At 67.1% G+C, this 21,691-nt stretch carries 21 protein-coding genes and 1 tRNA gene; 13 read left to right on the top strand and 9 right to left on the bottom strand.

All coding sequences use genetic code 11. The features are described 5' to 3' along the window. Positions 1-52: 52 nt before the first annotated feature. Both TSO5_RS11275 and hisN read right to left on the bottom strand, forming a co-directional pair. Positions 53-568 carry a hypothetical protein gene (locus tag TSO5_RS11275; RefSeq protein ID WP_247870703.1) on the bottom strand — a complete coding sequence of 172 codons (516 nt, stop codon included), beginning with the start codon at positions 566-568 and terminating at the stop codon, positions 53-55. 10 nt (positions 569-578) lie between these two features. Beyond that, positions 579-1,361, bottom strand: coding sequence for a histidinol-phosphatase (gene hisN / locus TSO5_RS11270; RefSeq protein WP_109151673.1), 783 nt, complete (start codon positions 1,359-1,361; stop codon positions 579-581). A gap of 202 nt (positions 1,362-1,563) precedes the next feature. Here hisN and nudC point away from each other — a divergent pair, with 202 nt between their 5' ends. Further along, positions 1,564-2,472 (top strand): NAD(+) diphosphatase, encoded by a 909-nt coding sequence (gene nudC, locus TSO5_RS11265; RefSeq protein ID WP_109151672.1) that lies wholly within the window; start codon positions 1,564-1,566, stop codon positions 2,470-2,472. A gap of 157 nt (positions 2,473-2,629) precedes the next feature. Here the strand turns inward: nudC and TSO5_RS11260 are convergent, their stop codons facing one another. The 4 genes from TSO5_RS11260 to TSO5_RS11245 form a co-directional block, all read right to left on the bottom strand. Next, positions 2,630-3,187 (bottom strand): DUF29 domain-containing protein, encoded by a 558-nt coding sequence (locus TSO5_RS11260; RefSeq protein ID WP_247870702.1) that lies wholly within the window; start codon positions 3,185-3,187, stop codon positions 2,630-2,632. 76 nt (positions 3,188-3,263) lie between these two features. Continuing rightward, entirely contained in the window at positions 3,264-3,572 is a 309-nt protein-coding gene (locus tag TSO5_RS11255) for a hypothetical protein (RefSeq protein WP_109151671.1), read from the bottom strand. Positions 3,573-3,812: 240 nt separating this feature from the next. Continuing rightward, positions 3,813-4,679, bottom strand: coding sequence for a prephenate dehydratase (locus TSO5_RS11250; RefSeq protein ID WP_109151670.1), 867 nt, complete (start codon positions 4,677-4,679; stop codon positions 3,813-3,815). A 45-nt stretch (positions 4,680-4,724) separates the two neighbouring features. Continuing rightward, complete coding sequence (locus TSO5_RS11245; RefSeq protein ID WP_109151669.1) at positions 4,725-5,498, bottom strand: 3-deoxy-manno-octulosonate cytidylyltransferase; 774 nt, start codon at positions 5,496-5,498, stop codon at positions 4,725-4,727. Positions 5,499-5,809: 311 nt separating this feature from the next. Between TSO5_RS11245 and TSO5_RS11240 the strand changes: the two genes are divergently transcribed. Continuing rightward, the gene (locus TSO5_RS11240; RefSeq protein ID WP_109151668.1) at positions 5,810-6,349 is read left to right on the top strand and encodes a cytochrome c family protein; all 540 of its coding nucleotides are present in this window, start codon (positions 5,810-5,812) and stop codon (positions 6,347-6,349) included. Positions 6,350-6,477: 128 nt separating this feature from the next. Here TSO5_RS11240 and TSO5_RS11235 read toward each other — a convergent pair whose 3' ends face one another. Further along, a complete protein-coding gene (locus TSO5_RS11235; protein ID WP_109151680.1) occupies positions 6,478-7,344 on the bottom strand; it encodes a DUF4743 domain-containing protein in 867 nt (288 codons plus the stop codon). Between the two features lie 175 nt (positions 7,345-7,519). Here TSO5_RS11235 and TSO5_RS11230 point away from each other — a divergent pair, with 175 nt between their 5' ends. From TSO5_RS11230 to TSO5_RS11210, 5 genes are all read left to right on the top strand, one after another. Then, positions 7,520-7,963 carry a response regulator gene (locus tag TSO5_RS11230; protein ID WP_247870701.1) on the top strand — a complete coding sequence of 148 codons (444 nt, stop codon included), beginning with the start codon at positions 7,520-7,522 and terminating at the stop codon, positions 7,961-7,963. A 935-nt stretch (positions 7,964-8,898) separates the two neighbouring features. Then, positions 8,899-10,845 carry a PrkA family serine protein kinase gene (locus tag TSO5_RS11225; RefSeq protein WP_109151666.1) on the top strand — a complete coding sequence of 649 codons (1,947 nt, stop codon included), beginning with the start codon at positions 8,899-8,901 and terminating at the stop codon, positions 10,843-10,845. A gap of 133 nt (positions 10,846-10,978) precedes the next feature. Beyond that, positions 10,979-12,271 (top strand): YeaH/YhbH family protein, encoded by a 1,293-nt coding sequence (locus TSO5_RS11220; RefSeq protein ID WP_109151665.1) that lies wholly within the window; start codon positions 10,979-10,981, stop codon positions 12,269-12,271. 63 nt (positions 12,272-12,334) lie between these two features. Further along, positions 12,335-13,888 carry a SpoVR family protein gene (locus TSO5_RS11215; RefSeq protein ID WP_109151664.1) on the top strand — a complete coding sequence of 518 codons (1,554 nt, stop codon included), beginning with the start codon at positions 12,335-12,337 and terminating at the stop codon, positions 13,886-13,888. Positions 13,889-13,940: 52 nt separating this feature from the next. Continuing rightward, positions 13,941-14,828: an FkbM family methyltransferase gene (locus TSO5_RS11210; RefSeq protein ID WP_247870700.1), complete on the top strand. Its 888-nt coding sequence runs from the start codon at positions 13,941-13,943 to the stop codon at positions 14,826-14,828. 32 nt (positions 14,829-14,860) lie between these two features. Here the strand turns inward: TSO5_RS11210 and TSO5_RS11205 are convergent, their stop codons facing one another. Then, positions 14,861-15,712 (bottom strand): PilZ domain-containing protein, encoded by an 852-nt coding sequence (locus TSO5_RS11205; RefSeq protein WP_109151662.1) that lies wholly within the window; start codon positions 15,710-15,712, stop codon positions 14,861-14,863. A 187-nt stretch (positions 15,713-15,899) separates the two neighbouring features. Here TSO5_RS11205 and TSO5_RS11200 point away from each other — a divergent pair, with 187 nt between their 5' ends. The 5 genes from TSO5_RS11200 (at position 15,900) to TSO5_RS11180 (ending at position 20,628) form a co-directional block, all read left to right on the top strand. Continuing rightward, entirely contained in the window at positions 15,900-16,991 is a 1,092-nt protein-coding gene (locus tag TSO5_RS11200) for a serine hydrolase domain-containing protein (protein ID WP_109151661.1), read from the top strand. A 156-nt stretch (positions 16,992-17,147) separates the two neighbouring features. Beyond that, the gene (locus TSO5_RS11195) at positions 17,148-18,893 is read left to right on the top strand and encodes a long-chain fatty acid--CoA ligase (protein WP_109151660.1); all 1,746 of its coding nucleotides are present in this window, start codon (positions 17,148-17,150) and stop codon (positions 18,891-18,893) included. Beyond that, entirely contained in the window at positions 18,890-19,180 is a 291-nt protein-coding gene (locus TSO5_RS11190) for an acylphosphatase (RefSeq protein WP_109151659.1), read from the top strand. The genes TSO5_RS11195 and TSO5_RS11190 overlap by 4 nt, the downstream gene beginning before the upstream one ends. A gap of 73 nt (positions 19,181-19,253) precedes the next feature. Next, positions 19,254-20,129: a hypothetical protein gene (locus tag TSO5_RS11185; protein WP_109151658.1), complete on the top strand. Its 876-nt coding sequence runs from the start codon at positions 19,254-19,256 to the stop codon at positions 20,127-20,129. Continuing rightward, the gene (locus TSO5_RS11180; protein ID WP_109151657.1) at positions 20,116-20,628 is read left to right on the top strand and encodes a hypothetical protein; all 513 of its coding nucleotides are present in this window, start codon (positions 20,116-20,118) and stop codon (positions 20,626-20,628) included. The genes TSO5_RS11185 and TSO5_RS11180 overlap by 14 nt, the downstream gene beginning before the upstream one ends. Here TSO5_RS11180 and lipB read toward each other — a convergent pair. Further along, positions 20,625-21,356: a lipoyl(octanoyl) transferase LipB gene (gene lipB, locus TSO5_RS11175; RefSeq protein WP_109151656.1), complete on the bottom strand. Its 732-nt coding sequence runs from the start codon at positions 21,354-21,356 to the stop codon at positions 20,625-20,627. The genes TSO5_RS11180 and lipB overlap by 4 nt on opposite strands. 175 nt (positions 21,357-21,531) lie before the next feature. Here lipB and TSO5_RS11170 point away from each other — a divergent pair. Continuing rightward, positions 21,532-21,616 (top strand) — tRNA-Leu (locus tag TSO5_RS11170). Positions 21,617-21,691: the final 75 nt, after the last annotated feature.

Below are 21,691 nucleotides of genomic sequence, written 5' to 3'. Positions count from 1 at the left end.
TTGGTTAGATTGCCACGCCTGCGCCCCGGTCAAGCGCAATTCCGGTTCAGGTTCAGCGGCTTTGCGAGCGTCGCCAGTGGTCGGCCATGCGGTCCATCAACTGGCGATAGCGGCGGTCGTCCCGCATCAGCCGGCGCACCGACTTCCCGTTGCGCGGGTCGGCCATCATCCAAGCTTCCGCCGCCGCCTGATGCTCCGGATGGATGGACAACAGGTAGATGGCCGCCTGTTCCGGGGACGCAATGGCCGTTTCCTTCAGCCCTTCCAGGATGGCGCCGACATAGAGCGGCAGGACCTTGCGGAAATCCTCCGGCCCGCCTTCCGCGTCGGCGGGGGTACCGGAAGAGGCATCATCGGCCATCAGCGCGCTGCGCTCGGCCGCCGGCAGGGCGAAGAAGGCGTCCAGCCCCAGCAGCAGGTCGCAGACGGTCTTCTTGCGCACCATCCAGTTCGACCCGCCCGATACCCGCGCGGCCAAGCCTTCCAGAAAGGGCCGCAGCTTTTCAGGGGACGTTTCGAAGACGGAACGGGCGGGCGGCTCAATGGCTGTCATAGTCGGGGCGGTCATCTCGGTGTCCTCAGCCGGCCAGCGCCTTCATGGCATCCTGGTGGGTCTGCGGGTCGCCGGCGGCGATCACCCGGCCGCTGGAGTTGGCGTCGAGCGGCTTGCCCTCCCAATCCGTCATCAGCCCGCCGGCCCCGGTCACCACCGGCACCAGCGCCGCGAAGTCGTACAGCTTCAACCCCGACTCGACGACGAGGTCGTAATAGCCGGACGCCAGCAGGCCGTAGGTGTAGCAATCGCCGCCATAGGCCGCCGTCTTCACCTTGGCGGCGACGCGGCGGTAGGCCTCGTAATCGCTGCCGGGGAACAGGTCGGGGGAGGTGGTGCCGAACATCGCGGCAGGCAGCCCGCCGGGGCAGGGGCGGACGCGCACCGGCTGGCCGTTGTGGGTGGTCGGCCGGCCCTCCACGCCGATCCAGCGGTCGCCGACGATGGGCTGGTCGATGATGCCCAGAACCGGGCGGCCATGGTGCAGCAGGGCGATCAGCGTGCCGAAGATCGGCCGGCCGGTGATGAAGGACTTGGTGCCGTCGATGGGGTCGATCACCCACACCCATTCGGCGTCCAGGTTCTTGGTGCCGTGTTCCTCGCCATAGATGCCGTCGTCGGGGCGCTGGCTTTCGATGATGGTGCGGATGACATGCTCCGCCTCGCGGTCGGCGATGGTGACCGGCGAGGCGTCGGCCTTGTCGTCGATGGTGACGGGGGTGCGGAAATAGCGGCGGACGACGCTGCCGCTGGAGTCGGCCAACCGCTGGGCGAGCGCCACCATCGGGGCGGGGCAGGGTTCGGTCATGGTCGCTCCTTCAATTCTGTCAAACTGGGAATTCTGTCAGACTGGTTGCCGCATCCTACCGGTGCCCGCCCGCCCCGGAAACCCGAAAGCGCCCTGTCCAGGCTTCAGGCTTCGTGTTGAGGGCGGTTCGTACCGCCGCAGGACAGCTAGGCCACCGGGAGGGCTTTTCGCCCGGCACGGCTTGTGGCAGCCTCGACCGGCCATGATGAACCGACCCAACATCTACGCCGCCGCGCCGGTCGACCGCGCCTCCCTCCGCCGCAAGGACGAGGAGTGGCTGACGGAGGCCTGGCTCGCTCCCGCGTCCCGTGTCCTGCCGGTCTGGCAGACCAAGAGCTTCGTCGCCGGACCCCAGGATGCGCCGCGCGCCGTCCTGCTGCCGGCGGAAGGGCTGGATGCGGTGCCGATCTTCCTCGGGCTGATGGAGGATGGCACCCCGCTCTTCACCGTCGACCTGTCGATGGTGGAGGAGCCGGACGGGCTGCCGGCCTTGCGGGGCCACGGCCGGTTCGAGGATCTGCGCGCCACCGGGCCGCTGATGCCGGAAGGGGAGGCGGCGCTGTGCGCCTATGCCCGCGGCATGGTGTGGTGGAACGCCCGCCACCGCTTCTGCGGGGTCTGCGGCTCCCCGGCCGCGTCGGCGGAGGGCGGACATGTGCGCCTCTGCACCAACCCCGACTGCGCCACCCACCATTTCCCGCGCACCGACCCGGCCGTCATCATGCTGGTCCATGACGGCGGCGACCGGATCGTGCTGGGCCGCCAGAGCCGTTTCCCGCCGGGCATGCATTCGGTGCTGGCCGGCTTCCTGGAGCCGGGCGAAAGCCTGGAGGACACCGTCGCCCGCGAGGTGTTCGAGGAGGTCGGGCTGACGGTGACCGACATCCAATACCGGTCGTCGCAGCCCTGGCCCTTCCCGTCCTCGCTGATGCTGGGCTTCATGGCGCGGGCCACCAGCTTCGACATCGACACCGGCAATGACGAGTTGGAAAGCGCCCGCTGGTTCGACCGCGATTTCCTGCGCACCCACACCCCGGACGAGACCTTCCGCCTCGCCCGGCCCGACTCGATCGCCCACCGCCTGATCCGGGAATGGATGGCGGAGGGGTGAGGGAGTAGCCTCTTTCCTTGGCCGTCATCCCCGCGCAGGCGGGGATCCAGGAAGCTCCGCAGCTAAGCGGCTGAAACAGCTGGATTCCCGCCTGCGCGGGAATGACGGCTGAGAGAGGCGCGTGGCAGGATCCGATGAGAAGCGGCTGAAACAGCAGTCAGTCGAGATCCGGATGCGGACCGGGGCCGGGCCAGAAGCGGCCGTCCAGCGCCTGCCCGCCGTAGGGATTGGTTGGCGGGAAGGTGCTGGCGGGGAGGCCGGTCTCCAGCGCCGCCTTCTGGACGGCCCTCTTGTAGATCTTGGCATCCTCCAGCAATTCGGCGAGCAGCGGACGCAGGCTCGGACTTTCCTCCACCACGTCTTCGATGCGATGGCGCTGCTCGCCAATGGTTCCGAGCCAACTGCCCGTGCGCATATCCGGCTGGAACTGGTATTTGAGGAGATGAGTGAGCAGCGCTTCAAGCCGGCTGCGCAGTTCCTGCCGCTTGGCCTTTCCCATATCCTCCAGCTCTTCGGCTAGGTTGGCGCGATCCAGCGCAGTAAGAGTGCCCGAACGAAGCAGCGCTGCCTGGCGTTCGATCCAGGCCACGAAGTCTTCGTCGTAAAGCCCGGCGTCCGGTATGTCCGTGGCCAGCTTGGCTGGCGGAACCTGACGCTCCGGACGCGGTTTGGACATGCCTCGGATCATGCGCATGGTCGGCCTGACGTACAGCAAGAATTGCGGGGTCCGCAAAGCGTAACACAGCGCGTCAGGCCGGTCATGCAGCGCATGGGTGGAAGCCAGAGCCCCCTCAATGCCGCCGTTGCGGCCCCACCGCGCGCACCGGGGAATGGCGGCGGTCGAAGGGGTTGGGGTGGCGGGTGCAGGTGTCGTTGTAGAGCGTCATCAGCGAGGCCGCTTCGGTCGGATGGCGGCGGTGGGTGCTGCACAGGTTGTCCCACACCATCTGGCGGACGGCGGCGTCGCCCCAGGGTTCAACCAGAAGCGAGGCACCCTTTTCCAGGGCGGTCATGAAGGGGAGATGTTCGTGGGCAGCGATCTGCGCCACCTCCTCCGCCTCCAGATTCGCCAACCCCAGGCAATCGTCCATCGTGAGCATGGCAACCTCCATCCGTGGCGCCATGGCCGTCGGCGGGGTTTCACCCGTCAGCCGCCGTGGTGTCTTGTTGTATTCGTAGGCTTATGAGTCCGGTCCTTTGCCGGTCTTTATTGTATAACAACTTCCGCTAATCATGCCCAGCACCTGCCGAACGTGGCCATGGCTAAGTCGCGTCACTGCGGCGGAATGACGCGCGACTTGCGGCAACTGCGAAAAGACTTGCGGCGTTGCGGGAGAGACTCAGTCCTCGCCGACGCGCTGGCTCTCCTGATAGCGGAAGGGGTTGGCCGGATAGACGCCGAGGATCTTCACCTCGCGGGCGAAGAAATCCAGTTCCTCCAGGGCGAGGCGCAGCAGGCGTTCGTCCGGATGGCCCTCCACGTCGGCGTAGAACTGCGTCTGGGTGAAGTGGCCGCCGACCATGTAGCTTTCCAGCTTGGTCATGTTGACGCCGTTGGTGGCGAAGCCGCCCAGCGCCTTGTACAGAGCGGCCGGCACGCTGCGGACGCGGAAGACGAAGGTGGTGATCGTCTTGCAGGAGCCCAGCGCCGGCAGCTTCGGCTCGCGCGCCAGGATCAGGAAGCGGGTGGTGTTGTGGGTGGCGTCCTCGATCCCGCTCTTCAGGATGTCGAGGCCGTAGATCTCCGCCGCCAGCGAGGAGGCGATGGCGGCATGGCGCGGGTCGTTCATCGCCGCGATCTCTTTCGCCGCCCCCGCCGTGTCGGCATGGTTGATCGCCTGCAGGCCCAGCTCGCGGATGGCGGTCTGGCACTGGGACAGCGCCTGGATGTGGCTGCGCACGGTCTGGATGCTGTCCAGCGTGGCGCCTTTCGGTGCCAGCAGCTGGTGGTTCACCCGCTGGAAATGCTCGCCGATGATGTGCAGGCCGCCTTCGGGCAGCAGGTAATGGTTGTCTGCGACGCGGCCGGCGATGGAGTTCTCCACCGGAATCATCGCCAGCGAGGCGCGGCCCTCGCGCACCGCCGAGAAGGCGTCCTCGAAGGTGGCGCAGGGCATCGTCGTCATGGTCGGCCGCGCGTTGCGGCAGGCCAGATCGGAATAGGCGCCGGGGAAGCCCTGGAAGGCGATGATGTTGGAGTTGGGCATGGACGAAGTTCCCCCGGCGGATCTTGAAGGCGGGTCAATAGGGATTCAGCCGCCTTTGCGGGCGGACAGCAGGGCGCAGGCGCGCTCCAGGTCGGCGGGAGTATCGACACCCAGCGGAACCGCGTCAACGACCGCCGCGTCGATGCGCATGCCATTGGACAGGGCGCGCAGTTGCTCCAGCCGCTCGCGCTGCTCCAGCACCGAGGGCGGCAGCGACACGAAACGCTCCAGTGCCGCCCGGCGGTAGGCGTAGAGGCCGATGTGGTGATAGAGCGGACCGTCGCCAGTCGGCGCGGTGGCGCGGGTGAAATAAAGCGCACGGCCCTGGCGGGCGCCGGGGGGCAGCTCCAGCACCGCCTTGACCACGTTGGGGTCGCTGATCTCCTCCTCCCGCGTGATCTCGACGACCAGCGTGGCGATGTCGACCTCCGGGTCGGCCAGCGGAGCGAAGGCGGCGCGGACGCTTTCCGGCTCGATGGTCGGCAGGTCGCCCTGCACATTGACCACCGCGTCGTGCCGCCCCTCCGGATCGATCAGCTGCAGCGCCTCGAAGATGCGGTCAGAGCCCGAGGGATGGTCGGGGCGCGTCAGCACGGCGGTGCCGCCGGCGGCCTCGACGGCGCGGGCGATCTCCGGCTCGGCGCAGGCGACCACCACCGGGCCGATGGCGGCCTCCATGGCGCGGCGCAGCACATGGACGATCATCGGCGCGCCCAGGATGTCCGCCAGCGGCTTGCCGGGCAGCCGGGTGGAGGCCATGCGCGCCGGGATCACCACGATCGGGTTGACGGGACGGGTGGGGCTGGAGGCGGTCGGCATGGCGCAAAAGCTCCGGTGGAAAGGGGATCAGGTCCGCCAGAGCGGGCCAGACGGCATTGGCGCGGGTGAAACATGGACGCCGGTGCGGCGTCAAGTGCCGGTATGACCCGAATGGATGAGGTTTTGCAGTGCAGCGTAATGCGCAAGGAAATTAAGTGGTTGGTGACTGCGACAAATTTGTATGCGACCTTTTTTCGCGGTCCGCTGGGCTATGACAAGCTTCGGACCGCGGGCTATGGTAGCCGCGGCGCGTTCAGCCGCGGGCGGGAGAAACGCCGAGTGTACTGAAATAGGGAAAAAAGGGGCTCTCAATGAGCATGGAGTGGAACAAGGTTTTCGGCGCCGTGCTGCTGGCCGGGCTGATCGCGATGCTGGCCGGATTCGCGTCCAAGGTGCTGGTTCATTCGAAGCCGCTCGAGAAGAGCGTCTATGTCATCGCGACGCCCGAGGGGGCAAGCGCGCCCGCCGACAAGGGTGCCGCTCCCACCGGTCCGGCGCCGATCGCGCCGCTGCTCGCCGCCGCCAGCCCGGAAGCCGGCCAGAAGGTCGCCAAGGCCTGCGCCGCCTGCCACAGCTTCGACAAGGGCGGTTCGGCCAAGGTCGGCCCGAACCTGTACGGCGTCCTCGGCGGTCCGAAGGGCCACATGCAGGGCTTCAGCTATTCCGATGCCCTGGTCAAGACCGGCGGCACCTGGACCTATGACGAGCTGAACAAGTTCCTCTACGACCCGAAGGCTTATGCCCCGGGCACCAAGATGACCTTCGCCGGTCTGAAGAAGGACGACGACCGCGCCGCCGTCATCGCCTACCTGCGCTCGCTGGCCGACAGCCCGCAGCCGCTGCCGCAGTAAGGCCCAGGGCAAGGAACGCCCAGGGTAAGCAAGGCTCTGGTAAAGGCACCGGGCGCGCCCGCGGCCGGAAAGAAAAAAGGCCCCGCTCTCGCAAGAGGGCGGGGCCTTTTGTTTGACCGGAGTCGGGCCTACCGGCGCAGGCTGCAGGCGATCTCCAGATAGTCGGGGTCGTTCTCCGGGGTCAGCCAGCCGTGGCGGACCAGGAAGTCGATCACCACGAGGTTGACGTTGAACTTCCAGTCGCCGGAGCCCCGCACCGAGTCGGCCACCTTGTCCAGCGGCCAGAGTTCGAAGGCCTCCACCTCGCCGTCGGTGTTGACCGGGGTGACGCCGGGCGGAAGCTCCAGGTCGTAGACGAACAGGCGGTCGCGCTTCAGCCCGGCGGGCGTCTCCATGGTGTAGCTGATGGCGCCGACCGGCACGGCGCGCCGCGCGGTCTCGGCGTCGAGCCCGGCCTCCTCCGCCGCCTCCTTCTCCAGATTTTCGGCCAGCGTCAGGCCGATCGGCTGGCCGCCGGCGATCAGGTTGTCGAACTGGCCCGGCGCCACCTCGCGGTCGCGGGCGCGGCGGCCGACCCACAGCAGCAGGCCGCCGGCCCCATTACCGCCGGCCTCATCGCGGACGAAGCCGTTGATGTGCAGGCCATAGGCCTCGATGCCGAAGGCGCCGACCGCGGCGCGGTCCAGCCGGGCCAACGGCTCCGCCCCCCAGCGTGGCAGGATGGGGTAATATTCCCCGCGCAGCGCCTTGACCGTGCCCTGCTCCACCAGATAGGCGGCGGCATGGTCGAGCAGGGTGGAGCGCGCTTCGAAGTCCCGGATCTCGGGCGCGATGGTCAGCCGGTCGGCGGTGACGACGAAGCCGGGATCGACGCCGGGCAGCGCGTCGGCCAGGGCATGGCGCACCCAGCCCACGGTGTGGCCGTCCAGCTCGAAGGGGCGGAAGCCGGACAGGTCGTGCGCGTTGCACGCGCGGATGTGATCGAGGAAGCTCATGCGTCCCATCTAAGCGGGGCCGGAGGACCGGCGCAACCGCTCATCCAGGGCACTCCGCACCCTCATATTTTGGACATCTTGCGCGGCCCTGGTTGCCATCGTACACAGGTTCAGACACGAAATGATCCCCGGCGCCAGTCCGCCGAGGGGTGGCTCAAGCGAAAGGGCGGGCGTGGTGGCTGACCGGTCGGCTGAAGACACTGGGGCAGGCGGGACGGAGACGCCGTTCGGCGCCTTGTCGGTCCTGGTTGTCGAGGACGAGTCCTTCACCCGCATGGTGTTGGCGAAGATGCTGGGCACGCTGGGCGTCAAGGCGGTCCATCAGGCCGCCGACGGCGAGTCGGGCCTTGCCGCCGTTGCCGCCCATTCTCCCGATCTGGTGCTGTGCGACGTGGAAATGCAGCCGATGGACGGCTTCGGCTTCGTCCGCGCGTTGCGCGCCGGCGGCGAGCCTTACCGGCATGCCCTGCCGGTGGTGCTGATGAGCGGCCGTGTCGACAGCGACCGTGAGGCCCAGGCGCGTGACGGCGGCGCCGACGCGGTGCTGGCCAAGCCGGTCACCCCCGCCAGCCTGCGCGGGGTGCTGGCCATGGGGCTGGGGACCAGCCTTCCGGCCTGAGCGGGCCTTGCCCGAACGTCGCGTTTACCGCCTGTGATTGTCGCTCCCGACGGCGGCGGCCGGCAGGGTGCGGACCCCTCCTTAAAATTTCCCACCCCGTGGCAAGCTTGCCAAGCCGTTGAAACAATTCGGTAATCGAGCGGTAATCCCCCACCGCGCCGCATGGGTGCCCCATCCTCACCCAATTTCCGCCTTGTTGATGGGGATGATTGGGACGCAACATGATCTCAAAGAGGTATTGGGCGAGGTATTGGGGCGAGGTGTTACGGAGCACCGGCCATACGATACGGCCAGCCGCAATGTCGCTTGCGAGATTTTGTTAAGGTTTGGAGTCCAGCATCGACGGTAAATCCCTGCGCCGTGCTTGGTCGAGGCGGCGCGCTTGCTTGAGGAGGCCGATGGCGTGATCAAGAGGGCCCGATCGAACCGCAATGGATCGACCAGCACTGGGCAACTCTCCCCGACCGGACGGGCAACGACGACTGCCGCCGGATACACGCCGTCTCTCTGCCAAGCCGTCACACTCCAATCGCCGAACCTTCCGCCGCACGCGCGGCAAACACGCGCGCTGGTTGAGCAGGTGCGCTCGCCGCACCCACACTGGCCGTGGGACCTAGGTCCTATGGCTGAGGCCGGCTCCACAGCGGGCTTTCCGGCTATGGAGCCTGAGTGCCTGGAAAGCTCTAGGTGGAGCATTACATTCAAAAATGACTCGTTCGGGGGTTGCCGCGTCGCAGGACGGACGGCTCCCGGCCTTCACAGGACCGTTCCTTACACCAGACCGCTGGCTTCTACCGCTGAGCGGGGAGGCTGTGGACCCCTTGAGGTCCGCGTCTTCCCTGGAGTGCCCCATGGATCGCGGCATGCGCCGCGGCCTGCCGCCGCAGCCACCGGCGGCGCCCCGGCGCATCGGACCAGATAAGACGGAGCGACGAATGTTCCCGGCCGACGAACTGTTCACGCGCTACACGCAGAATTACGAGACCCGCCGCGAGACCGAGATGTCCCTGATGGACTATCTCCAGCTGTGCCGCGACGACCCCATGTCCTACGCCTCGGCCTCCGAACGCATCCTGGCCGCCATCGGCGAACCGGAGGTGGTCGACACGGCCCGCGACCCGCGGTTGGGCCGCATCTTCATGAACCGGACCATCAAGGTCTATCCCGCCTTCTCCGAGTTCTACGGCATGGAAGAGACGATCGAGCGGATCGTCGGATTCTTCCGGCACGCCGCACAGGGCCTGGAGGAGCGCAAGCAGATCCTCTACCTGCTGGGCCCGGTCGGCGGCGGCAAGTCGTCGCTGGCGGAGCGGCTGAAATCGCTGGTGGAGAAATGCCCGATCTACGTCCTGAAGGCCGGCAAGGAGATCAGCCCGACCTTCGAAAGCCCGCTCGGCCTGTTCAACCCGGACGAGATCGGCGACGAGCTTGAGGAGCGCTTCGGCATCCCGAAGCGCCGCCTGACCGGACTGATGAGCCCGTGGGCGGTCAAGCGCCTCGACGAATTCGGCGGCGACATCAACCGCTTCAAGGTGGTGAAGCTGCATCCCAGCAAGCTGCGCCAGATCGGCGTGACCAAGACCGAACCGGGCGACGAGAACAACCAGGACATCTCGTCGCTGGTCGGCAAGGTCGACATCCGCAAGCTGGAGATCTACAGCCAGAACGATCCCGACGCCTACAGCTTCTCCGGCGGCCTGAACCGGGCGACCCAGGGCATGCTGGAATTCGTCGAGATGTTCAAGGCTCCGATCAAGATGCTGCACCCCCTGCTGACCGCGACGCAGGAGGGCAACTATGTCGGGTCGGAGAACATCGGCGCCATCCCCTTCCAGGGCGTGATCCTGGCCCACTCCAACGAGGCGGAGTGGCAGACCTTCAAGAACAACAAGAACAACGAAGCCTTCATCGACCGCATCTGCGTCATCAAGGTCCCCTACTGCCTGCGGGTGGCGGAGGAGCAGAAGATCTACGAGAAGCTGGTCCGCAGCTCCGATCTGGCGACCGCACCCTGCGCCCCGGCGACGCTGGAGATGCTGGCCCGCTTCTCGGTGCTGTCGCGCCTGCGCGAGCATCCGAACAGCAGCTTCTACAGCAAGATGCGGGTCTATGACGGCGAAAGCGTCAAGGAAACCGATCCCAAAGCCAAGTCGATGCAGGAGTACAAGGATCAGGCCGGCGTCGACGAGGGCATGGGCGGCATCTCCACCCGCTTCGCCTTCAAGGTCCTGGCCTCGACCTTCAACTACGACTCGACGGAGATTTCGGCCGATCCGGTGCATCTGATGTATGTGCTGGAACAGGCAATCCGGCGCGAACAGTTCCCGGAGGAGACGGAGAAGAAGTACGTCGAGTTCATCAAGGCCGAACTCGCCCCGCGCTATGCCGAGTTCATCGGCAACGAGATCCAGAAGGCCTATCTGGAATCCTACTCCGATTATGGACAGAACCTGTTCGACCGCTACGTGGACTATGCCGACGCCTGGATCGAGGATCAGGACTTCAAGGATCCCGACACCGGCCAGCTGATGAACCGCGAGCTGCTGAACCAGGAGCTGACCAAGATCGAGAAGCCGGCGGGCATCGCCAACCCGAAGGACTTCCGCAACGAGGTGGTGAAGTTCGCCCTGCGCGCCCGGGCGGCGAATGCCGGACGCAACCCGTCCTGGACCTCCTACGAGAAGATCCGCGAGGTGATCGAGAAGCGGATGTTCAGCCAGGTCGAGGATTTGCTGCCGGTCATCAGCTTCGGCTCGAAGAAGGACGGCGAGACCGAGAAGAAGCATACCGAGTTCGTCTCGCGCATGATGACCCGCGGCTACACCGAGCGGCAGGTCCGCCGGCTGGTCGAGTGGTACATGCGGGTCAAGCAGGCGGGCTGAGTTCAGTAGACTGCTGGGTGCATAATTGCCGCGGGGCGGGGTGTTGCAACGCCCCGCGGCGACCCCACTGTCATAGAATGCTGTCAGAGTTCGAAGGCCGCGTGACGAAACGGGTGGGAGGGCCAGCCCCTTGATGAACATCATCGACCGTCGCCTGAACCCGCAAGGCAAGAGCCTGGCCAACCGCCAGCGCTTCCTGCGCCGTGCCAAGGAACAGGTGGTCAAGGCGGTCCGCGACGCCTCCGGCAAGCGGGGCATCCAGGATATCGAGAACGGCGAGAAGGTGACGATCGCCGCCGGCGGCGTGCGCGAACCGTCCTTCCACCGCGCCAGCCAGGGCGGTGTGCGCGACTATGTCGTGCCCGGCAACAAGGAATATGTGGAAGGCGACACCATCCAGCGCCCGGACGGCGGCGGTGGCGGCCGCGGCAGCGAGGGCAGCGCCGACGGGGAGGGCGAGGACGAGTTCCGCTTCGTCCTGTCGCGCGACGAGTTCCTCGACATCTTCCTGGAGGATCTGGAGCTTCCCGATCTGGTGAAGCAGAAGGTCAAGCAGTCGGAATCGCACACGCTGACCCGGGCCGGCTATTCGGTGTCGGGATCGCCCGCCAACCTGAACCTTGTCCGCACCATGCGGAACAGCCTGTCGCGCCGCATCGCGCTGAAACGCCCCAAGCGCGATGAAATCCGCGAGCTGGAGGAGTTGCTGCGCGAGGCCGAGGAGGCCGGTGAGGATGCCGACCAGATCCAGGCGCTGCGCGAACAGCTGGAACACATCGTCCTGCGCTCCAAGCGCATTCCCTTCATCGACCCGATCGACGTCCGCTACAACCGGTTCGAATCGGTGCCGAAGCCGATCGCCCAGGCGGTGATGTTCTGCCTGATGGACGTGTCCGGTTCGATGACCGAACACATGAAGGATCTGGCCAAGCGCTTCTTCATGCTGCTGTACCTGTTCCTGCGGCGGCGGTACCGGTCGGTCGACATCGTCTTCATCCGCCACACCCACGAGGCCAAGGAGGTCGACGAGGAAACCTTCTTCTACTCCACCGAGACCGGCGGCACCGTGGTGTCGACCGCGCTGGAGGAGATGCAGAAGGTCGTGCAGGAGCGCTATCCGCACAATGAATGGAACATCTACGCCGCCCAGGCGTCGGACGGCGACAACATGTCGTCGGACAACGCCAAGTCGGCGACCCTGCTGCGCGATGTCATCCTGCCGATGTGCCAGTATTTCGCCTACATCGAGGTGGCGGCGGAGCACAACATGGGCCTGTCGGCGCTGGGCCGCGAGACGGAGCTGTGGCGCACCTACAAGCAGGTGCAGAGCCCGGAACGCCCGCTGGCGATGCGCCGCGTCCGCTCCCGCCGGGAGATCTTCCCGGTCTTCCGCGAGCTGTTCGCCCGCGAGAAGGCGGGAGCGTAAGGGGATAAAGGGAAATCACCGCCCCCATCCCATAGCCGGGGGGGCGGTAGGGGGAGATCGAGAATGACCGCTGTGATCACCAGACCCGACGCGCTGCTGTATGACGGCGTCGAGTGGGATTACGACAAGATCAAGCGCGTCTACGACGCCGTCGAGCACATCGCGCTGAAGGAAATGGGCCTCGACGTCTATCCCAACCAGATCGAGGTCATCACCGCCGAGCAGATGCTCGACGCCTATTCGTCCATCGGCATGCCGCTGATGTACAAGCACTGGTCCTTCGGCAAGCATTTCGCCCGCGACGAGATGATGTACCGCAAGGGCTATCGCGGCTTGGCCTACGAGATCGTCATCAACTCTAGCCCCTGCATCAGCTACATCATGGAAGAGAACACCATGACGATGCAGACGCTGGTGATCGCCCACGCCGCCTTCGGTCACAATCACTTCTTCAAGAACAACCAGCTGTTCCAGCAATGGACCGACGCCCAGGGCATCCTGGACTATCTGGAATTCGCCAAGACCTACATCACCCATTGCGAGGAACGCTACGGCCATGCCGCGGTGGAGCGGGTGCTGGACGCCGCCCATGCGCTGATGAGCCAGGGCGTGCACAAGTATCCGAAGAAGCGCTCCGACCTGCGGACCGAACAGCGGCGCGAGCGCGAGCGGCAGGAATATCAGGACCAGACCTTCAACGATCTGTGGCGCACGGTGCCCAAAACCGCTGCCGGCCCGCGCCCGGCCAAGTCGGTGTCGGAGCGCAAGAAGCTGCTGGGACTGCCTGAGGAGAACATCCTCTATTTCCTGGAGAAGAAGGCGCCGCGGCTGGAGCATTGGCAGCGCGAGATCCTGCGCATCGTCCGCCACATCTCCCAGTATTTCTATCCGCAGAAACAGACCAAGGTGATGAACGAGGGCTGCGCCACCTACGTCCATTACCAGATCATGAGCCGCCTGCACGAGACCGGCCAGATCAGCGAAGGCGCCTTCCTGGAGTTCCTGCATTCCCACACCTCGGTGGTGTTCCAGCCGGAGTTCGACGACAAGCGCTTCTCCGGCCTGAACCCCTACGCGATCGGCTTCGCGATGATGCAGGACATCGCCCGCATCGCCGAGAAACCGACCGACGAGGACCGCCAGTGGTTCCCCGACCTCGCCGGCCAGGGCGACGGCATGGCGGCGGTGCGCGAGGCCTGGGCCAATTTCCGCGATGAGAGCTTCGTCCTGCAATATCTCAGCCCGCATCTGATGCGGAAACTGAAGCTGTTCAGCGTGCGCGACGACGCGGAGGACCCCTATCTGCTGGTCGATCACATCCACAACGAGCGCGGCTATCGCGACATCCGCAAGAAGCTGGCCCGCCAGTACGACCTCGGCTATCTGGAGCCGGACATCCAGATCGTCGACGTCGATCTTGCCGGCGACCGCAAGCTGATCCTGCAGCACCGCGTCACCAACGGTGTGCTGCTGGACGAGAGCGACGCCAAGGCGGTGCTGCGCCACATCGCCAACCTGTGGGGCTACGAGGTCCAACTGATCGAGGTGTCGGCGATCTCCGAAGCGATCCTGAAGGAACATGCCGTGACGGCGCCCAGCGGGATCGGCGTGATGTGACGTATAGGACCGGCTCCGCTACACTCCCCCCATGGCAATGCAGGGGGGAGCGATGGCGGAGGATCTGTTGGGCGGAGCGGGGCCGGTCGGACTGGTCAGGGCGAGGCACGGCCTGATGATGTACCGGCGCACCGACAGCGTCGTCGGCCGGTCGCTGGACTATTACGGCGAGTATTTCGAGCAGGAGGTCGCGCTGTTCCGCCAGTGCGTCCGGGCCGGCGACCGGGTGATCGACGTCGGCGCCAACATCGGCGCCCACACGGTGGCGCTGGCCCGTCTGGTCGGCCCCACCGGCTGGGTTCTGGCGTTGGAACCGATCGACGCCAACCATCGGCTGCTGTGCGGCAATCTGGCGCTGAACGGGCTGGACTGGGCGGACGGCATGCTGGCCGCCGCCGGAGCCGCCGATGGGGTGCTGCATCTTGCCGGCGTGGCGATGGATGCGGAGGGCAATTACGGCGCGCTGTCGCTTGACGCCTTGGCCGGCGACCGGCCGGTGCCGGTTCATCGGTTGGATGGTCTGGCTCCTGACGGAGCGGGCCGTATCCGTCTGATCAAGATCGATGTCGAGGGGATGGAGGCCGAGGTTCTGGAGGGCGCGCGCGGCCTGATCGCCCGCGACCGTCCGGTCCTCTATGTGGAGAATGACCGGCCGGACAAGTCGGCGGCCCTGATCCGCCTGCTGGGGGAGCTGGGCTATGCCTGCTATTGGTATCTGCCCGCCTTCCACAATCCCGCCAACTTCGCCGGCCGGTCCGAGCCGATCTTCGGCCATGGGCTGGTCGACAACGGCACGGAGATCCACGGGCTTGGCATGGGGATCAACCTGTTCTGCCTGCCGGCCGAGGCGGGCGCGCGCATCAATGGACTGCTGCCCGTCGCCGGTCCGGACGAACATCCGCTGCGTCGCGGCCATAACGGGCGCTTCATTGCTGGCTGAGGGGCGGTGGTTGAGGGCGCGGTGCAGCGCGGTCAGCGCTCCGGTTCGGGTTTGATGCCGGTCTCCTTCATGGCGTGTATCAGGTCCAGCATCACGGTGCTGATGTCGGGGAAGGACAGGGCCACCGCGCGGCGGTCGGGGTCGAGGCGCACCACATGGGCGATCTGCCGGCCGCCGACGCGATGGCTGGTCTTATCGGGACCGATGGTCTCCGGTATCTCCGGGCAATACAGCTCCAGCCGCAGCTTGCCGCCGACGGCATGGGCGAATTCCTCCGGCGGCAGATCGACCAGCAGGCCGCGGGTCGACCAGTTGATCGTCGTGCAGCGCCGCCCCTCCGCCTCCACTGCCAGGACCGGGTCCATGTAGCGGATGGCGCGGCGGCGCTCGATGCCGTTGGGCGGCTTGGCGCCGACATCGTGCTGGTCCAGCTTGTGCTTGGCCGCCTGCTTGGTGCGGTCGTCCACCCCGTCCTTGCTGGTCATCAGCGTCGCCTGCACGCGCCGTTCGACGCCGTGGCGGAACTCGTCGTCGGCGCCGAAACGCAGGGCCTTGGCGAAATGGTCCTTGGCCTGGGTCAGCAGCGCGTTGCGTCCCTTCTCGTCGCCGCGATGGCCGCAGCGTTCGGCCTGGATCAGCAGCGAATCGACGCTGCGCTGATAGGCGCCGCGCTGGACGGCGCGGGTCAGCTCGCGGAACTCGGCGGCGCGCAGGCTGGGGAATTCCCGGGTCTTCAGCAGCCCGGCCATTGCTTCCGCCAGCGAATCGACACGGGCGGGGTCGCCGGTCTCCGCCTCCCGGCGCAGGGTCCGTATCGCTTCCTCCGCCTTGCGAAGCAGCTGGTCTTCCAGTTTCCGGCGCTGGTCGGCGTCCATCACGGGCATGGCGCGGCCCTCCACGGGGGCGGTTTCATAAGGATACAGCAGGTCGGCGGCGGGTGACAGCCGACAGTTGTGGTTAACGGCCCACCTGCGGGGCGCCCCAGTAGGAGCGGACCCGATTTTCCTTTGCCTTGTGGGTGCCTTCTTATCTGTGGTGACAAACAGGACGGGTAGCGGGAGTGGGCGAGTGATGGACAAGAACAAGAATAATTTGGCGGGTGCGGATACCGAACCGGACTTGCTGGCCGCTGCCCTGACCGATCTGCTGGGGGAGGAGAGCGCGAGCCCCGCCCCGGCCGGGACTGCCGTCGTCGCCTTTCTCCGCGGCCGGGGGGCCGATGCGGAGCCGATCCGTACGCTGGTGCTGCGGCGGAAGCCCGTGAGCGGAGCGGCGGCGGCCGATCCGGCCGACCGGCGCGCCCTGGTCTACAGCCTGACCAAGACGATCCTCGCCGCTGCCGTGCTGCGGCTGGCCGCGCGCGGCGTGGTCGATCTCGATGGGCCGGCGGAGCGCTGGCTGCCGGAACTGGCCGGGCGGCCGGTGTCGGTCAGCGTGGCGCAGATCCTGACCCACCGCGCCGGACTGCCCGATTATGGCGGCCGGGCCGATTACCATGCCGCCGTCGCCGCCGGCACGGAGCCCTGGGGCGGTGACGAGTTCCTCGCCCGTTGCGGGGTGGAGGGGGTGCCGGTCGGCAGCTTCGCCTATTCCAACATCGGCTATCTGCTGATCGGCCGGCTGCTGGAGCGGGCGGGCGGCGCCCCGCTGGCGGAGCTGCTGGCGCGCGAGGTCTTCGGCCCGCTCGGCCTGTCCAGCGCGTCGCTTCTGCGCGACCGCTCCGACCTCGCCGGGCTGTTCTTCGGTCCGAGCCCGAGCTTCGGCGGGGCTCCGGTGGAGGAGGTCTATCATCCCGGCTGGGTGTCGCATGGGGTGGTGGCGATGACGGCGGCGGATGCCTGCCGCTTTGTCCATGGCCTGACCGAGGACTATCTGCCGGACGCGCTGCTGCGGCGGATGCGGGATGGGCTGCCGGTTGGCGGGCCGATGGGCGGGCGGCCCTGGGTCGAGCCGTCCTATGGGCTCGGCATGATGGTGGAGCTGGACCCGGTGGCCGGACCCTATTGGGGCCACACCGGCGGCGGGCCGGGGGTCACGCCGGCCGCCTTCCATGCGCCGGGGCCGGTTCCGGTCTCCGTCGCCGTCTTTTTGGATGGCGAGGACGGAAACCTTGCCGAATGGATGGCGGTGGAGGTGCTGCACCGGCTGCGCGGCGTGCGATAGGGCGGCAGGCAACACAGCTCCTGCTTGTTCAGGATGGCGGCGATCCCATCTCCTCTCCAGGGGATAATCCCCCGCTTCCCGGCGTAGACTCGGGGCGGCGGCGGTGCCGGGCGAAACCGGCCACCGGGACCAGGAACTCAGGGGAGGAACCGCGCGATGGGAGATGCCGCCCGCAAGCTGCCCGATTATCCATGGCTGGCCTCTTACCCGCCGACGGTGGATTGGGCGATGCCCATCCCGGCCCGGCCGCTGACCGAGCTGTTGGAGGGCGCCGTCGCCCGCCATGGCGACAAGCCCTGCCTGAACTTCCTGGGCAAGAGCACCAGCTATCGCGAACTGGGGCGGCTGGTCGACCGCGCCGCCCGCGGCTTCCAGGCGATCGGGGTGGGGAAGGGCACGCGGGTCGGGCTGTTCCTGCCCAACACGCCCTATTACGTGATCGCCTTCTTTGCCATCCTGAAGGCCGGCGGCACGGTGGTGAACTTCAACCCGCTCTATGCCGAGCGCGAACTGATCCACCAGATCGGCGACAGCGACATCGACCTGATGGTCACGCTGGACCTCAAGCTGCTCTACGGCAAGATGGCGCGGATGCTGGAGGAGACTGGGCTGAAGCGGCTGGTGATCTGCCGCATGGCCGACATCCTGCCCTTTCCGAAGAACTGGCTGTTCCCCATCGCCAAGCGGGCGGAGATCGCGGCGATCCCGCGCGACGACCGCCACATCCCTTTCGCCCAGTTGATCGCCAACGACGGCCGGCCGACGCCGGTCGCCATCGACGCGCAGGAGGATGTCGCGGTGCTGCAATACACCGGCGGCACCACCGGCGTGCCGAAGGGCGCGATGCTGACCCACGCCAACCTCTACGCCAACACCATCCAGTGCGCGACATGGTACGCGGCGAAGGAGCGCAAGCCGGGCGAAGGACGTGACGATGGGCAGGAGCGCATGCTGGGCGTGCTGCCGCTGTTCCATGTCTTCGCCATGACCGCGGTGATGAATTTCGGCCTGCATCTGGGGGCGGAGATCGTCCTGCTGCCGCGCTTCGAGCTGGAGCAGGTGATGCGCACCCTTCAGACGGAGCGGATCACCCTGTTCCCCGCCGTGCCGACCATCTACACCGCGATCAACCACCATAAACACTTGGAGAAGTTCGATCTTTCCTCGATCCGCTTCTGCATGTCGGGTGGGGCGCCGCTGCCGCTGGAGGTGAAGGAGGCGTTCGAGCGCACGACCGGCTGTACGCTGGTGGAGGGCTATGGCCTGTCGGAATGCTCGCCCGTCGCCACCGTCAATCCGGCGGTGCTGCATTCGGACAAGAAGGGCTCCATCGGCCTGCCGCTGCCCGGCACCATCGTCGAGATCGTCAGCCTGGAGGAACCGCGCCGCGTCCTTCCGCCGGGCGAGAAGGGCGAAGTCTGCATCCGCGGGCCGCAGGTGATGAAGGGCTATTGGCGCCGCCCGGCCGAGACGGCGCAGACGCTGATCGACGGCCGGCTGCACACCGGCGATGTCGGGGTGATGGACGAGGACGGCTACACCACCATCGTCGACCGCATCAAGGACATGATCCTGTGCAGCGGCTTCAACGTCTATCCCCGCAATGTGGAGGAGGCGATCTACCTGCACCCGGCGGTCGCCGAATGCGTGGTGGCCGGTTTGCCGGACGAGTATCGCGGCCAGACGGTGAAGGCCTATGTCCGGCTGGACGATGGACAGAGCCTGACCGCCGAGGAGCTGCACGCCTTCCTGAAGGACAAGCTGTCGCCCATCGAGATGCCGAAAGTCGTGGAATTCCGCCAGGAGCTGCCCAAGACCATGATCGGAAAGCTATCCCGCAAGGCCCTGCTGGACGAGGAACAGGGCAAACGGAGCACCGCCGCGAAGGGTGGCGCGGCATGAGCGCTGTCGGCCGGAAGGCGGTGCGCGTCCGCATCCAGGGCAAGGTGCAGGGGGTGTGGTATCGCGGCTGGACCGTCGATCAGGCAGACAGGCTCGGCCTGACCGGCTGGGTGCGCAACCGCAGTGACGGCACGGTGGAGGCTCTGTTCGCCGGCCCCGCCGATGCCGTCGACCGCATGCTGGACGCCTGCCGCCGCGGCCCGCCGTCGGCCATCGTCCGCGACGTGGTGTCCGAACCGGAGCAGGACCCCGGAATGGTGGGGTTCGAGCAGCGGCCGACGGTCTAGGTCCCGCATTAGCGTTCCGCTAACCATGACGGCGCCATGCTGGCCCCTCAGTGGTTTTGGGGATGGTAGCCGGATGACCGCCAGGAAACCGGATGTGGCCGGCATGAAGGCCATGCTCACTGGAGTCTTCGCCAAAGCGGCGGAGGCGAAGGGCAAGGCTGTCCGCGCGACCGTGTCTGCGCCGCCGCCAAAGGCTCCTGCCGCGCCGGGACGCGGCGACCCGGCCGTTCGCCTCAGCCTGGGGCCGGAGGCGGTGCAGGATGCGCCGGCGCGGCCGTCCGAACCGCAGGCTGCCGACCTTGCCGACTGGCTGGGGCCGGCGATCCAGGCGCTGGCGCGTGATCTGGGGCGGCTGCTGGCCGCCTTCGGCATGGATGGGAGCGATGCCGCCACCGCTGAAACCGCGCTCGTCGCCCGCTTTGGCGAGGCGGAGCGCCGGGCCGCCGTCTTGGCGCTGGACGGACCGGCCGGCGAGCTGCGGCCTCTGGGCGAGGACGCCGGGCGGGATGTGGCGGTGGATCTGCGGGGGGTCGGCCTTGCCCTGGCAGATGGGCATGTGGATGTCAGGCTGGCCGATGCGGCTCTGGTTGTGGCGCGGGTGCCGGCCGAGGAGAAGGGCGAGGGGCTGGCCGCCATGCTCGGCGCCCTCCGCTCCGCCATCCGTCCCGGCAAGGGGCTGACGGTCGAGACCGATCGGGTCGCCATCGACGATCTCGGCCGCGTCATGGCGGCGCTGAGCGGGGCGATGTCCGGGCCGCCGCAGGGGCTGGAAGGCACGGTGACGTTGCAGCCGCTGGGTGCGCCGGAGGAAGGCGGAGCGCTGAACCTGTCGCTGTCACTCTCCGGACGGCTGGGGGAGGTGGCCACTGCCGCGCCATCCATTCAAATGCCGGCCAAGGAGAAACCGGTCGGCGAGGTCAAGGAGCGTGGGTTCGATGTCCGGATTTGATGCGCCCGTCAAGGCAGCCCTCTGGCTGTGCGGGCTGACGCTGCTGGGGGCCGCCCCGGCGCTGGCCGGTGCGCTGGAGCGGACGGAGCAGGGCCACATGGCGCCGCCGCAGCCGGGGGCCAGCCTGCCGATCGCGCCGCCGATAGTGCAATACGCGCTGCCGTCGCAATGGATGACGATCCGCTCCAAGGAGGACTGGCGCAAGGCCGGCAAGTTCGAGAAGGAACTGAGCAAGGACTGCGCTGCCCTGCGCTTCAACGAGATCGAGCCGATGCGCTTCCGCGCCTATTACAAGGGCGAGGTGCTGGGCGTCGCCTTCGGCCATGGGCTGAACCTGCACGATCCCGGCAAGAAGGCCGACCGCAAGAAGATCTACCTGTTCCGCAATGGCGATTCGACCGGCTGCACCGTGCAGTCGATGGATAACCAAGACCCGCGCGTGAACCCCGCCGGCACCCAGGCGGGCACCCCGGCCGCCGGCGGGTTCAAGAAGTACTAGGCGTCCCCGTCGCCGTCCTCCTCGCCCCGCATCGGGCCGCCGAACACCTCCGGCCATGCCGCGATCAGGGCGGAATCGACGTCCTCCATCGTCACCAGCTGGCCGAGAGCGACGATGGAGGTGACGCCATGCTCGGCGATGCCGCAGGGGACGATGCCGCCGAAATGGGACAGGTCCGGCTCCACGTTCAGGGCGATGCCGTGGAAGCTGACCCAGCGGCGCACGCGGACGCCGATGGCGGCGATCTTGTCCTCCTGGCCCTTCAGCCCGCCATAGGGCTGCTTGTCGACCCAGATGCCGACGCGGCCCTCCCGCCGCTCGCCCCTGATGTTGAAGGCGGCGAGCGTGCGGATGATCCATTCCTCCAGATCGCGGACGAAGCCGCGGATGTCGGCACCGCGCTTCTTCAGGTCCAGCATGACGTAGGCCACGCGCTGTCCCGGCCCATGATAGGTGTACTGGCCGCCGCGCCCGCTGCGGTAGACCGGGAAGCGGTCGGCCTCCAGCAGATCCTCGTCGCGCGCGCTGGTGCCGGCGGTGTAGAGCGGCGGATGCTCCAGCAGCCAGACCAGTTCCGGCGCGGTGCCGGCGCGGATCGCCTCGACGCGCGCCTCCATCTCGGCGATGGCGTCGGGGTAGGGCACCGGCTGGTCGGAGATGCGCCACTCGATCTGCTGCGGGACGGACGTATCGGGCTGACTGGCGGACAGGCTGGTCGGGGAGGTCATTCGATCTGGTCTCTGATGGCGTCGGCGGGCGGTGTGGGCGGAGCGGCCGGAAGGCCGTCCCGAATTTTTCTTCGCAGACGATGATTGTAACGCTTGATCGGCCATCGGGAAGCTGATATCTACCCGCTCCACCCGATGAGGCGCGCGAGCGAGCGTCGGGGACTACCAGCCTGATGCGGTCGTGGCGGAATTGGTAGACGCGCAGCGTTGAGGTCGCTGTGGGGCAACCCGTGGAAGTTCGAGTCTTCTCGACCGCACCACTCTCCCATGCAGATGGGACCATCCCGGGGATACGGGAACACCGAAAGGCCCGCTGGTCGCAAGACCGAGCGGGC

This window comes from Azospirillum sp. TSO5, assembly GCF_003116065.1.
GTDB lineage: Bacteria > Pseudomonadota > Alphaproteobacteria > Azospirillales > Azospirillaceae > Azospirillum.
The sequence above is the reverse complement of the archived record's forward strand: the minus strand, read 5'-3'. Positions and strand labels throughout refer to the sequence as shown.